This is a genomic window from Rahnella sp. RFA10(1/100) (assembly GCF_004195115.1).
GTDB classification, from domain to species: domain Bacteria; phylum Pseudomonadota; class Gammaproteobacteria; order Enterobacterales; family Enterobacteriaceae; genus Rahnella; species Rahnella perminowiae.
Genome location: NZ_SEWR01000010.1, coordinates 77,523 through 91,056, shown reverse-complemented (window position 1 = coordinate 91,056; position 13,534 = coordinate 77,523). Strand labels below are relative to the sequence as shown.

Annotated in this window: 11 protein-coding genes, 4 tRNA genes and 1 other RNA gene; 12 read left to right on the top strand and 4 right to left on the bottom strand. The window is 52.4% G+C overall.

The window, feature by feature from the left end; translation table 11 throughout:
• Positions 1-53: 53 nt before the first annotated feature.
• From ETV65_RS22165 to ETV65_RS22140, 6 genes are all read left to right on the top strand, one after another.
• The gene (locus tag ETV65_RS22165) at positions 54-1,448 is read left to right on the top strand and encodes an amino acid permease (RefSeq protein WP_129955212.1); all 1,395 of its coding nucleotides are present in this window, start codon (positions 54-56) and stop codon (positions 1,446-1,448) included.
• 143 nt (positions 1,449-1,591) lie between these two features.
• Positions 1,592-1,668: transfer RNA gene (locus ETV65_RS22160), tRNA-Arg, on the top strand.
• A gap of 65 nt (positions 1,669-1,733) precedes the next feature.
• Positions 1,734-1,809 (top strand) — tRNA-His (locus tag ETV65_RS22155).
• 29 nt (positions 1,810-1,838) lie between these two features.
• Positions 1,839-1,924, top strand: a tRNA-Leu gene (locus tag ETV65_RS22150).
• A 59-nt stretch (positions 1,925-1,983) separates the two neighbouring features.
• A tRNA-Pro gene (locus tag ETV65_RS22145) sits at positions 1,984-2,060 on the top strand.
• 37 nt (positions 2,061-2,097) lie between these two features.
• A non-coding RNA gene (locus ETV65_RS22140) (RtT sRNA) lies at positions 2,098-2,226 on the top strand.
• A 723-nt stretch (positions 2,227-2,949) separates the two neighbouring features.
• Here ETV65_RS22140 and hemY read toward each other — a convergent pair.
• Genes hemY through hemC form a run of 4 tightly spaced genes read right to left on the bottom strand, consistent with a single transcriptional unit; the run spans position 2,950 to position 7,002 of the window.
• Positions 2,950-4,146 carry a protoheme IX biogenesis protein HemY gene (gene hemY, locus ETV65_RS22135; RefSeq protein WP_129955211.1) on the bottom strand — a complete coding sequence of 399 codons (1,197 nt, stop codon included), beginning with the start codon at positions 4,144-4,146 and terminating at the stop codon, positions 2,950-2,952.
• 3 nt (positions 4,147-4,149) lie between these two features.
• Complete coding sequence (gene hemX / locus ETV65_RS22130; RefSeq protein WP_129955210.1) at positions 4,150-5,301, bottom strand: uroporphyrinogen-III C-methyltransferase; 1,152 nt, start codon at positions 5,299-5,301, stop codon at positions 4,150-4,152.
• 13 nt (positions 5,302-5,314) lie between these two features.
• Positions 5,315-6,064: a uroporphyrinogen-III synthase gene (gene hemD, locus ETV65_RS22125; protein ID WP_129955209.1), complete on the bottom strand. Its 750-nt coding sequence runs from the start codon at positions 6,062-6,064 to the stop codon at positions 5,315-5,317.
• The gene (hemC, locus tag ETV65_RS22120) at positions 6,061-7,002 is read right to left on the bottom strand and encodes a hydroxymethylbilane synthase (RefSeq protein WP_129955208.1); all 942 of its coding nucleotides are present in this window, start codon (positions 7,000-7,002) and stop codon (positions 6,061-6,063) included. The genes hemD and hemC overlap by 4 nt, the downstream gene beginning before the upstream one ends.
• A 330-nt stretch (positions 7,003-7,332) precedes the next feature.
• On the opposite strand from hemC, the gene ETV65_RS22115 reads away from it, so the two are divergent.
• From ETV65_RS22115 to yigB, 6 genes are all read left to right on the top strand, one after another.
• Complete coding sequence (locus tag ETV65_RS22115) at positions 7,333-9,891, top strand: class I adenylate cyclase (protein ID WP_129955207.1); 2,559 nt, start codon at positions 7,333-7,335, stop codon at positions 9,889-9,891.
• 158 nt (positions 9,892-10,049) lie between these two features.
• Positions 10,050-10,253: a lipoprotein gene (locus ETV65_RS22110; RefSeq protein ID WP_015699129.1), complete on the top strand. Its 204-nt coding sequence runs from the start codon at positions 10,050-10,052 to the stop codon at positions 10,251-10,253.
• A 94-nt stretch (positions 10,254-10,347) separates the two neighbouring features.
• Positions 10,348-11,172 (top strand): diaminopimelate epimerase, encoded by an 825-nt coding sequence (gene dapF, locus ETV65_RS22105; protein ID WP_129955206.1) that lies wholly within the window; start codon positions 10,348-10,350, stop codon positions 11,170-11,172.
• Entirely contained in the window at positions 11,169-11,873 is a 705-nt protein-coding gene (locus tag ETV65_RS22100; RefSeq protein WP_129955205.1) for a DUF484 domain-containing protein, read from the top strand. The genes dapF and ETV65_RS22100 overlap by 4 nt, the downstream gene beginning before the upstream one ends.
• Entirely contained in the window at positions 11,870-12,781 is a 912-nt protein-coding gene (xerC, locus tag ETV65_RS22095) for a tyrosine recombinase XerC (protein WP_129955204.1), read from the top strand. Before ETV65_RS22100 ends, xerC begins: the two co-directional genes overlap by 4 nt.
• The gene (gene yigB, locus ETV65_RS22090; RefSeq protein WP_129955203.1) at positions 12,781-13,497 is read left to right on the top strand and encodes a 5-amino-6-(5-phospho-D-ribitylamino)uracil phosphatase YigB; all 717 of its coding nucleotides are present in this window, start codon (positions 12,781-12,783) and stop codon (positions 13,495-13,497) included. The genes xerC and yigB overlap by 1 nt, the downstream gene beginning before the upstream one ends.
• Positions 13,498-13,534: the final 37 nt, after the last annotated feature.

Sequence of the window (13,534 nt, the reverse complement as noted above, 5' to 3'; positions counted from 1 at the left end):
AACATTCCGGTCATTCCGGAAGGCAAACACAATTACAGAGAAACTGAGGAATTATGGCGAATCAAGAAGAAAAGGGTGGGCTACACCGGGGGCTTGAAGCGAGGCACATAGAGCTGATAGCGCTGGGCGGCACTATCGGCGTAGGATTATTTATGGGCGCAGCCAGTACCCTGAAATGGGCCGGGCCTTCAGTGTTGCTGGCCTATATTCTGGCGGGCGTGTTCGTCTTCTTTATCATGCGCTCAATGGGTGAAATGCTGCATCTGGAGCCCGTTGCCGGTTCGTTCGCCGTCTATGCCCATAAATATCTTGGACCATACTATGGCTACCTGACCGCCTGGAGTTACTGGTTTATGTGGATAGCGGTGGGGATTTCTGAAATCACCGCGATTGGTGTATACGCCCAATACTGGTTCCCGGATTTACCACAGTGGATCCCCGCGCTGATCGCGGTGGCGATTGTGGCCTCTGCTAACCTTGCTGCGGTGAAACTGTATGGTGAAATGGAGTTCTGGTTTGCGCTGATCAAAATTACCACCATCATTGTGATGATCGTGGTCGGGCTGGCGGTGATTTTCTTCGGATTCGGCAATCATGGCGAAGCTATCGGTTTTGGCAACCTGACGGCACACGGCGGCTTCTTTGCGGGTGGCTGGAAAGGTTTCCTGTTTGCGCTGTGTATTGTTGTAGCGTCCTATCAGGGCGTGGAACTGGTGGGTATTACTGCCGGTGAAGCGAAGAATCCGCAGGTTACGCTTAAACGTGCCATCAATAACATTTTGTGGCGTATCCTGATTTTCTACGTCGGCGCAATTTTCGTCATCATCACCATTTTCCCGTGGAACGAAATGGGCACCCACGGCAGCCCGTTCGTTCTGACATTTGCGAAGATTGGTATTGCTTCGGCTGCAGGCATTATTAACTTTGTCGTGCTGACGGCAGCATTGTCCGGCTGTAACAGCGGTATGTACAGCTGCGGGCGTATGCTTTATGCGCTGTCTGAGAATCGCCAGTTGCCTGCGTTTCTGAGCAATGTCTCGAAAAGTGGTGTGCCGGTTTACGGTATTGCGATCACTATTTTGTGTCTGCTGGTCGGTTCGTGCCTGAACTACATCATTCCGAATCCTGAGAAAGTATTCGTGTATGTCTACAGTGCCAGCGTACTGCCGGGTATGGTGCCATGGTTTGTGGTATTGATCAGCCAGTTACGTTTCCGTGACGCGCACAAAGAGAAACTGAAAAACCATCCGTTTAAGTCGGTTCTCTTCCCTTATACCAACTACCTGACGCTGATATTCCTGGCATGTGTGCTGGTCGGTATGGCAATTAACCCGGATACGCGGGTTTCTTTACTGGTAGGGGGTATTTTTATTGCGGCAGTCTCGCTGATATACTTCGGCCTCGGCATGCATAAGCGTGCCGCGCTGACGGCAGAAAAAGTAAAATAACGTCGTAAGTCACGGGTGGGGAAGGCAAGATGCTTACTTTTACTGCGTATTGGATAAAGCGTAATCAAACGCAATATTTCTGATAAAAAGCACTAGACAGCCAGGCGTTAAAACCGTAGTATCCCCACCCGCAACGGCGCTAAGCGCCCGTAGCTCAGCTGGATAGAGCGCTGCCCTCCGGAGGCAGAGGTCTCAGGTTCGAATCCTGTCGGGCGCACCATTTAGTATGCGCTAGAGTTGCGGTGGAATGTTGAAGTCAGGCAGTTCACGTTAGTTAGAGATATGGTGGCTATAGCTCAGTTGGTAGAGCCCTGGATTGTGATTCCAGTTGTCGTGGGTTCGAGTCCCATTAGCCACCCCACTCTAAAAATGGTTTTGTGATTGTGACATGCGATGGTGGCGGAATTGGTAGACGCGCTAGCTTCAGGTGTTAGTGTCCTTCGGATGTGAGGGTTCGAGTCCCTCCCTTCGCACCACACACAAAATACATTTAAATGATGCAGTTAGCATCAGAAAGTAGTAAGATGCACGACATCGGCGAGTAGCGCAGCTTGGTAGCGCAACTGGTTTGGGACCAGTGGGTCGGAGGTTCGAATCCTCTCTCGCCGACCATATTTGAAGAACCTGCTTTTTTTAAAGCAGGTTTTTTTTCGTCCGGAGTTTATGAGGATGAGAACCTCCGAAGGAGGTTTGAGCCGAGCGAAGCGAGACCACGTTGCTTTAGCAACGGCCCGCAGGGCAAGCATCGAAGATGCGCGTAATCCTCTCTCGCCGACCATATTTGAAGAACCTGCTTTTTTAAAGCAGGTTTTTTTTCGTCCGTATAAAACCTTTTCCCCTCTCACTGCCTGTGTTGTTTATCTGCGACATACCCGCTTTCTTTTGTCTCAGACGTGAGACATTTATCTCCTTGAAAATAATGGATTAACTTCTCAGCCTGCACAGTTGTCGTTTGCAGGCGACGGTTCACCGGCAAAGGGGGAAAGGAAACGTGGCAGTTAAAAATTATTGTTCACACGCCGTAAAATAAATGTTTTTAAAATCAAATAGATAAAATTTTTTTAATCAGGTATTGCCATGCTGGCACGCGTCCTGCAATATTCCCGCCGTAGATGCTCATTCCACCCATTATGTTTGCTCCGGCTTCATAAACCTGGGAATGATGCAGAGCCAATTTACAGTGCCTATTGTCATCCTGACCGATAACGCGCAAGCGCTATCATCCAGAAGGCAAAACGTTGAGTGAGGCACTACATCTGTTGTCCTGGACCTGATTGTTTTTATACACCTGCATAAACGGCAGGTGTTTTTTTTTGCCCATACCCGTCATCCTTTGAGCTGCAGATACGCTGGTCGCTCTTCGTCACCCGTATCACTGACTTATGTCAGCTCATCGGTATCCCTGCGTTTGCCGCCTTTCTGCAACTCAAATCATTTAGGGTATAAGGATTGATGACATAAAAAAGGCTCCCGAAGGAGCCTTTTTTATTCTGAGAACCCGTTACGGTTGTTGTGAATTATTCAGCGTCAGCATCAATCCTTCACGACGCATCTCAGCGGCTTCTGCCGGTTTATGCAGCTTATCCAGCGCATCAGCCAGCCACGCATAATCATACGCGTCAGGGCGTTGTTTCAGTGCCTCACGGAAGGCCTCACTCGCCTGCTGCCATTCGCCATGCTTCATCAGCAACTGACCGAGCGTGCTGCTCAGTAGCGGTGTGGTGCCGTTTTGCTTAATGAGCTGACGCAGGGTTTTTTCGAGTTGCTCAGGATTACCCGAACGCAGCTTCGGCATCAGCGCGACCAGCCGGTCGTCATACTGGCGTTTCAGCCCGTCGAGGATCACTTCCTGCGCCAGATCCTGATCATTGCATTCAATCAGATGCGTCGCCATCGCGACCTGTAAGGCCACTTCATGACGGGTTTTACGGCTCTGATCTTTCCACCAGCGCTTCAGGCCTTCGCTGCCTTCTTCAGCCATCAGCTGATTCATCATGCCGACATAAGCCTGCTCCTGAAGCATACGGATTTCATCGTCAGTATGAATATCGGCTTTCGCCATCGACGGTAAAATCTCCAGCAGAGAACCATAAGCGCCAGTCAGAAGATAAGCCTGCTCTGCCAGGCGTAACACTTCCGGATGGCGTGGCGACTGGCCCAGCAAACGGTCAACGCCGTGGCGTGCTGCGTGAACTTCGCCTCTGGCCAGTTGGATACGCACGCGGGTGATATCGACCGGCATCTGGTCGGTATCGGCGATTTCCGCTGCACGCTCCAGATATTGATTGGTGCGGATATCGTCGCCGCGCTGTTGCGCCGCTTCCGCCGCCAGTAAATAGTTCACTACCGGTTGTTCGGCGTGATCGGCATGACGGGCCAGCAATTTCTCCATCTGACGGTGATCGCCTTCCGCCAGTTTGAGCATCGCTGCCTGAGTTTGCTTGCGCGCTTTAGAGCTTTTGCGCCCGGCAAACCAGCCGCGGGTACGCGCACCGGTACGCAGAACGCGGCGCAGGATCCATTCAATCAGGAACAGCACCAGAATCAGTACGATCAGCATGATGACCAAACCGGTGACGCTGGTTTCGATGTTGTAATTGTCGGTCTGGATCAGGACATAACCCTGATGGCCGGCCAGGATCGGGCCGACGATAATCCCGGCAAACACAATCAGGAATAACACGAAAACTCGTAACATGTGTTATTCCCCCTGTGTGGCGGCGGCGGGCTGCTGAAGCAGGTTACGCACGCGGGTCTGCATCAGTTTTTCCAGCATCGGCTGGCTTTTCAGCTCATCCGGCACGTCCATCGAAACAGATTGCTGGCTGAGATTGTCCAGTTCTTCCAGGAACGCTTTGGTCGAAGGATCTGAAGTATCGAAGTAAGCGCGAACCCAGGTCGAGACGCTTTCCAGTGACTGTTTGTACACTTCGTCCTGATGGCGCGGCACGGCCTGCGCGGCAATCAGCAGACGCGAGCGGATGTTCTCGCGCAAATACACGTCCTGATTCGGTGCCAGAAGCGGTTCAGCACTGCTATCACGGCGGCGAATCGTGATGAAGTCATCCATAAAGTTGTGCCAGCTTTTGGTCAGATTCTGACGCCATTCGGTCAGTGAGCCGGACAAACTGGAACTGTCGTTGTCCATCGGAGAGTCGTCAGTATCATTGTCCGCCAGACGCAGGTTATCTACCTGATTCGACAGCTGATTCAGTTTGAGAATGATGCCATCAAAATCGACCTGTGCAACGGCAGAAAGGCTACCCACGTCTTCATTCAGCGCACGGCGCACCTCAATCAGGCTTGGATCGTTCATGTCCGCCAGGCTGGCATCGGCGCTTTTCAGCAGTGCGGCGGCGGTGGTGACATCCTGATCACTCCACAATTTGCGCCCAGCGAGTTTCACCAGATAATCGGCCTGCGCCAGTAACCAGGTCTTAGCATCGCTGCCGGAAATGCTGGCAACCTTATCTTGTAATTCATTCAACTGGCGACCAAACGAAGCCTGCTGGCGGTCGGCCTCTTGCCGGGTCTTTTGCTGCTGTGTGAGCAGATCAGCAATTTGCTGTTTGTCCTGCTGCTGGGTTTTTTGCAGCGCATCGAGTTGTTCAGAAAGCGCTTCGTCTGAGGCGGCCTGCGCCAGTGATTGCTGGTGGCCGTGATAATAGAGACCGGCACCCAGTACTATAACCAGTACAATGGCGATAGCGCCCAGTACCGGCGCTGTACGTTGCTTTTTGCGCAACGTTTTCAATTCCTGTTCCCGGTCGGAAGCGTCTGGCTGGGGGCTCTCAACCGCTGGGGAGATAACAACATTCTCATCCGGCGCGGAAGGATTTTTTTGTTCCGTCATTTTGGCACATCCCTTAGTCAGGTAGTTGTAATGCGCGGATCAGCGCATCATTGTCTGCATTTCCGGCAACCCGAATTGCGCTCCAGCCAAGCTGGCGTGCGAGGGCTGCCAAACGCTCACTGACCACCACCAGATTACAGTGCAGTAACCATGAATGTCGGTAGTAATCAGGAACTAATTGGTAAAGCTGTTGCAGCATTTCTCCGCTGGTCACAACCAGCGTATCAATTCCGGCACGTTGCCAGAGCGCGCTCTGTTCACTGCCATCGTAGAAAACCGGGCTGCGCTGATAACATTCGCAGTAAGTCACATGGACACCGCGTTCAGTCAGCGTTTCAGCTAACAATTCCCGTCCGCCATTACCGCGCAGTATCAGTGCTTTTTTACCTTGTATGCGTTGCAATGCCGGAAGATTCAATAACATCTCGCTGGTTTCGCCATCCTGAGGATAGAGAACCGGCAAGCTGCTGACCCGATGGAAAATCAGGCCCGTAGTACGGCCAATAGCAAAATAATTCACGGTGTCCGGCCAGTTCGTGGCGGACTGACGCAAGATACGGTCAGCGTAACTGACGGCATGTTGCGAGAGCACAAACACCAGATCTTGCTGATTTAATGAGGATAGCAGGTTCGGGAGCGATGCGAGCTGGTTCCCCGGTGCAAAATCAATTAGCGGGGAATGGAAGGCAACCCGTCCCATTGCGCGCAGCCGGCTGACCAGTGCTTCTCCTGCCGGAGAGGGGCGGGTGACCAGAATGGTCATTTAGGCGCGTTCCCCTGATACACCTCATGCAGAATTTCGCGCGCGCCGTTGGCGAGCAATTCTTCTGCCAGGTCGATACCCATGCTGTGTGCTTGAGCGGCCGGACCGCGACGTTCGCCGCACACCATCTGGCTGCCGTCCGGTGCGCCGACCAAAGCACGAAGCCAGAGTTCGTCACCTTTCAGCTCGGCATAGCTGCCGATGGGAACCTGACATCCGCCTTCAAGACGCATATTCATTGCCCGTTCAGCCTGTACACGTACTGTCGTTTCGTGGTGCGCCAGGGGGGCCAGCAAGTCGCGGGTGGTTTGATCGTCAAGGCGGCATTCAATGCCGACGGCACCTTGTCCTACGGCGGGCAGGCATTCTTCCGGTGTCAGTGCGTAAGTGATGCGGTTTTCCAGACCCAGGCGTTTCAGGCCCGCGACAGCCAGAATAATGGCATCATATTCACCGTTATCGAGTTTGGATAAGCGGGTGCCTACATTGCCGCGCAGATCACGGATCACCAGATCCGGACGTTTCTGACGCAGCTGGCACTGACGCCGCAGGCTTGATGTGCCGACGATACTGCCTTGCGGTAAATCGGTCAGACTGGCGTAGTGATTAGAGACGAAAGCATCGCGCGGATCTTCGCGTTCACAAATAGTGACCAGTCCCAGGCCCTCGGGGAATTCTACCGGGACGTCTTTCATGGAATGCACGGCGATATCCGCACGGCCATCAAGCATCGCCAGTTCAAGTTCTTTGACGAACAAACCTTTGCCGCCGACCTTAGCCAGCGGGGTATCTAAAATGATATCGCCCTTGGTCACCATGGGAACCAGTTCCACCTGCAAACCGGGGTGACAGGCCATCAGCTGGCTTTGAACATATTGTGCCTGCCACAAAGCCAGCGGGCTCTGACGGGTGGCAATTCGAATGATTTTGTCTAACATGTTTGTTACCGTTTAACTGTCTCTGTGACCATCCTACCACTGACAATAGAAAGCTGTCAGCGTAAGAAGCCATTCGTAAAAGAAGGTTAACGGACGTTGAAGAGATTTGTTCCGTTTCGGAACAGGCGATAAAATACAGAGAAGCGGAAGCGTAATTGTGGTGCGTTACTTTCTTTACGGTCAAACAGCAAGGTGTTAAATTGATCACGTTTCCAGCAATTATTCGTCAACTATTTGCACGGCTGCGATCGGGCAAAGTATAAGCATCACGATAAATGACGGATTTGGAACGGGGTTCTTTCCAGACACTGTATAATCAGGCGAAACGTCTTGTACCTCTACATCGAGACATTGAAGCAAAGACTGGATGCGATCAATCAGTTACGGGTGGATCGCGCACTGGCAGCCATGGGTCCTGCGTTTCAACAGGTCTATCAGCTGCTTCCTGTCTTTCTACATCAACATCATCCTCTGATGCCAGGATACCTTGAAGGTAAGGTTCCGCATGGTATCTGTATTTTCACGCCTGATGAATCCCAACAAACCTACCTGACTGACCTTGAAGATAAATGGGGCAGCGCGTTTGAACCTCTTGTGAAAGGTGAATTGCCAATCACGGGTGTGTACTCCATGGGCAGTACCTCTTCCATCGGTCAGAGCCAAAGTTCTGATCTCGATATCTGGGTCTGCCATCAGTCATGGCTCGATAATGAAGAGCGCAACCGCCTACAGCAAAAATGCAGCCTGTTAGAAAAATGGGCCGCCTCGCTGGGTGTGGAAGTCAGCTTTTTCCTGATCGACGAAAACCGCTTCCGCCATAATGAAAGCGGCAGCCTGGGGGGTGAGGACTGCGGTTCAACACAGCACATCTTATTGCTCGACGAATTCTACCGTACCGCCGTCCGTCTGGCCGGTAAGCGTATTCTGTGGAATATGGTGCCGGGCGAAGAAGAAGCGCATTACGACGAATACGTGCTTTCGCTTTATGCACAGGGCGTACTGACGCCAAACGAATGGCTCGATCTCGGTGGCCTCAGTACGCTGTCGGCAGAAGAGTATTTCGGCGCGAGCCTTTGGCAATTGTATAAAAGTATCGATTCTCCTTATAAAGCGGTACTCAAAACGTTGCTGCTGGAAACCTATTCCTGGGAATACCCTAAAACGCAGCTCCTGGCGATGGATATTAAACAACGCCTGCATCAGGGCGAGATCGTCTGCTTCGGGCTTGATTCCTATTGTATGATGCTCGACCGCGTGACCCGTTATCTCACCCAGATTGAAGATTTCACCCGCCTTGATTTAGTCCGCCGTTGTTTCTATTTAAAAGTCTGTGAAAAACTCTCCCGTGCGCGGGCGTCGGTAGGCTGGCGTCGTGAAATACTCAGCCAGCTGGTAACGGAATGGGGATGGGATGAAGAACGTCTGGCCATTCTGGATAACCGGGCGAACTGGAAAATCGAGCGCGTGCGCGAAGCGCATAACGAACTGCTTGATGCCATGATGCAAAGCTATCGCAACCTGATCCGCTTTGCCCGTCGCAACAATTTAAGCGTCAGTGCCAGCCCGCAGGATATCGGCGTGCTGACCCGTAAATTGTACGCCGCATTTGAAGCGCTGCCGGGTAAAGTCACGCTGGTGAATCCGCAAATTTCGCCTGACTTGTCAGAAGGTGATTTAACCTTTATTCATGTGCCGATTGGCCGTGCGAACCGCACCGGCTGGTATCTGTATAATCAGTCACCGTCGATGGAATCTATTGTCAGCCATCAGCCGCTCGAATATAACCGCTATCTGAATAAACTGGTGGCGTGGGCCTATTTCAATGGTCTGCTGACCTCCACCACGCGCCTGCACATTAAAAGTGGCAGCTTGTGTGATATCGCTAAACTGCGCGAACTGGTGGCGGATGTTTCACACAGCTTCCCGTTGCGTCTGGCGGCACCGACGCCTAAAGCGTTGTACAGTCCGTGCGAAATTCGCCACTTAGCGATTATTGTGAATCTGGAACACGATCCGACCGCAGCGTTTCGCAATCAGGTGGTGCATTTTGATTTCCGTAAACTGGATGTCTTCAGTTTCGGGCAGAATCAGCAATGTATGGTTGGCAGTATTGACCTGCTTTATCGCAACTCATGGAATGAAGTGCGTACGCTGCATTTCAGCGGGGAACAGGCGGTTCTGGAAGCGCTGAAAACGATTCTGGGCAAAATGCATCAGGATGCCGCACCGCCGGAATCGGTGGAGGTGTTCTGTTACAGCCAGCATTTACGCGGTCTTATCCGTACGCGGATTCAGCAACTGGTATCGGAATGCATTGAGCTTCGCCTGTCGAGCAAACGACTTGAACCCGGGCGTTTCAAAGCCGTGCGTGTTGCCGGGCAAACCTGGGGATTGTTCTTTGAACGCCTCAGCGTTTCAGTGCAAAAGCTGGAGAATGCGATTGAATTCTATGGCGCGATTTCCAATAACAAACTGCACGGTTTGTCGGTGAAATTGCAGACCGATCAGGCGCATCTGCCGGCAGTGATTGACGGCTATGCCAGTGAAGGGATTATTCAGTTCTTCTTTGAAGACAGTTCGGACGACATCGGCTTTAATATCTATATTCTTGATGAATCCAACCGTGTTGAGGTTTATCACCATTGCGAAGGCAGCAAAGAGGATCTGGTGCGCGATGTCAGCCGGTTCTACTCGTCTTCCCATGACCGGTTTACCTACGGCTCAAGCTTTATTAACTTCAACCTGCCGCAGTTTTATCAGATTGTGTCACTTGATAATCGGATCCAGGTGATCCCTTTTCGCAGCAACGCCCTCTCTGCCGCCTGCGCCACATTGCCTGAAACCGACGCAGAACCTTCGCGTCTGAAGCAGCAATTTCAGTTGCATTAGAAAAGGTGTCCGTATCACGGACATGTGGCAGATTATCCGGCTGTACTTCGCTTTAAACCCTGAAAATGTGCCCGGGGGTTTTGTCGATTCCTGTTGCTTTTCATGATCCACCTGCGATTATAGAGAGCTTGGTCGCATGAATTACGGGCATTCATAAAATGAAAAACGCTTTACGCTGGTCTCTGGCCGCGACAATTCTCTTTTCTCTCTCCGGTTGCGGACTTAAAGGGCCGTTGTATTTCCCACCACCGGAAAAATCAGCCACGCAAAAAACCAGCAATGTTCCGGGCACGGCGAACGATGGTTCATCGCAGGAAAAAGGGGTATCACCCGAAAACCTCACGACGAATTCCAGAGATTAACCGGCAGATTGTCGGGGTTTCGCGCAATACTGCCGGAACCTCTCCTTAACGGATCATCGCGACTGGATTTGACCAGCGGTAAACGGAGTCAGTTATGCAGTTCTCCAAAATGCACGGCCTGGGTAACGACTTTATGGTCGTTGATGCCGTCACTCAAAATGTCTATTTTTCTCCTGAGTTGATCCGTCGTTTGTCAGACCGCCACCGTGGCGTAGGTTTTGACCAGTTACTGGTGGTGGAACCTCCTTACGATCCCGAATTAGATTTCCATTACCGCATCTTTAACGCAGATGGCAGCGAAGTCGCGCAGTGTGGCAATGGTGCGCGCTGTTTTGCCCGCTTTGTGCGCATCAAAGGTCTGACAAACAAACGCGATATCCGCGTCAGTACGCAGACCGGCCGTATGGTACTGACCGTCACGGAAGATGAAGAAGTGCAGGTCAACATGGGCGAGCCGGTTTTCGAGCCGCAGCAGGTCCCATTCCGTGCAGCGAAAGCGGAAAAAACCTATATTCTGCGTGCAGAAGAGCGCACAGTATTTTGCGGCGTGGTGTCGATGGGAAACCCGCACTGCGTGTTACAGGTTGATGACGTGCTGACAGCTGAAGTCGAGGTTCTCGGACCGATGCTGGAAAGCCATGAGCGTTTCCCCGAGCGCGTAAATGTCGGTTTCATGCAGATCCTCAGTCCGGAAAGCGTAAAATTGCGCGTGTACGAGCGGGGAGCCGGTGAAACACAGGCGTGCGGAAGCGGTGCCTGTGCCGCTGTGGCGGTCGGTATTCAGCAAGGTTTACTCGCAGAAGAAGTTCAGGTGGAACTGCCGGGAGGCAGCCTCGATATTCGCTGGAAAGGGCCGGGTCACCCGTTATATATGACCGGACCCGCCACTCATGTTTACGACGGATTTATTCATCTATGAACAATCTTGATGACCAGATTGAACCGGTGATAGCGCTCGACGACGACAGCGTGATGCAATATCTGCTGCAAAACCCGGATTTCTTTATTCGTAATGCGCGCAGCGTCGAGCAGATGCATGTACCGCATCCGGTGAAAGGCAGTATTTCGCTGGTTGAATGGCAACTCGGGCGTCAGCGTCATCAGATTGCGCAGCTTGAAGAAGAAATTACGTTGCTGATGGAACAGGCTTCGGTCAATGAATCATTGTTCGGGCGGATGATCGAACTCCAGGCCACGCTGGCGGCGGCCAGCAGTCTGCAGGATATGCTTAACCGTCTGCAGCGTTGGGCGCGCAGTCTGGGACTGGCAGGTGCCAATGTACGCTTGTTCAGCGAAGGCTGGCGCATCGGCGCGCCGTCTGATTTCACCCATCTTGCGGTAAGCCGCAGCGCGTTTGAATCCATGCGCATTCAGCGTCTGGGTGAAGCCCCGCATTATCTCGGCAGCCTGAACGGCCCGGAACTGTTGCTGTTATTGCCGCAGGCGAAAGCCGTGGGTTCTGTCGCGCTCTCGCTGATGGGTGAGCAGGGGGAACTGGGCGTGCTGATTTTCAGCAGTCGTGATCCTCAGCATTATCAGCCCGGCATGGGCACGGTCTTACTTGATCAGCTGGCTAAAATGTTACCTGGCCTGCTGGAACGCTGGATAGAACGGGTATGAATCACACCGAATCGCCTCTTTATCCTGCGGTCGAGGCGTTTCTGCGTTACCTGCACGTTGAACGTCAACTCAGCCCGCTTACGACCACCAATTACAGCCGCCAGTTAGAAGCTCTGATCGCCCTCTCCGGCGAGACAGGTATTTCTCACTGGCAGCAACTCGATGCGCCGAAAGTGCGGTTGTTACTGGCGCGCAGTAAACGTGCCGGTTTAGGACCGTCCAGTCTGGCACTGCGTATGTCTTCGCTGCGCAGCTTTCTTGACTGGCTGGTGCGTCAGGGCGTATTAAGCGCCAATCCTGCCAAAGGCATTTCCACGCCGCGTTCTCCCAAGCATCTGCCCAAAAATCTTGATGTCGATGAAGTGAATAAATTGCTGGAAATCGATCTCAATGATCCGCTTTCTGTGCGTGACCGCGCGATGCTCGAAGTGATGTATGGTGGCGGGCTGCGTCTTTCGGAACTGGTGGGCATCGATTGCAAGCATATCGATATGGCCTCCGGTGAAGTGCGGGTGTTGGGTAAAGGGAGCAAAGAGCGCAAAGTGCCGATCGGGCGGACTGCCGTCACCTGGCTTGAACACTGGTTGAAACGCCGCGCAGAATTTAATCCGCAGGATGATGCGATGTTTTTATCGAGCAAAGGCTGCCGTATTTCTGCGCGTAATGTTCAGAAGCGTTTTGCTGAATGGGGCGTTAAACAGGGTGTTAACAGCCATATTCATCCGCATAAACTGCGTCATTCGTTTGCCACGCATGTGCTGGAATCCAGCGGCGATTTACGCGCGGTACAGGAACTGTTGGGGCACGCGAATCTGTCTACCACCCAAATCTATACCCACCTCGACTTTCAACATCTGGCGACGGTTTACGACGCCGCGCATCCCCGGGCAAAACGAGGAAAATCCTGATGAAGTTTTATCGTCCGCTGAAACGCATTGAAGCGATCACCTTCGATTTAGATGACACGCTGTATGATAATTACGACGTTATCCGCCGCACTGATGCCGAAACACTGAAATTCATGCAGGGTTACCACCCGGCACTGGCCGATATAGCACCGGATGCTGTCCGTCTGATGCGCGCAGAGTTACTGGCGCAGGACGCAGAAATTTATCATGATGTCACCGAATGGCGTCGTCAGGCTGTATTACTGGCGATGACCCGTGCAGGTCTGAGTCACAGTGAAGCTGAACAGGGCACCAAAGCCACCATGGAAACGTTCGCGAAGTGGCGCAGCCGGATTTATGTTCCGCAGGAAAACCACGATGCACTGGCGGCGCTGGCTGAACGCTGGCCGCTGGTGGCTATCACCAACGGCAACGCTGACCCGACGGCATTTGGTTTGTCACAATATTTCCAGTTTACGCTGCGGGCGGGTGATCATGGCCGCGCAAAACCGTACGCCGACATGTATAAAAAAACGTCGATGAAGCTGGATATTCCGCTGGAAAACATCCTTCACGTCGGCGATGATCTGACGACAGACGTCGCAGGGTCGGTGCGTTGCGGTATGCAATCATGCTGGATTAATTTGCGCGAAGGCGACCTGATGCACATTAAAGATGCCCGTCTGTTACCGCATATTGAGATTTCGCAGTTGGCATCGCTGACAGCATTGCTATAATCCCTCCTTAAATTACTCTGTATAAATTCACAGTAGA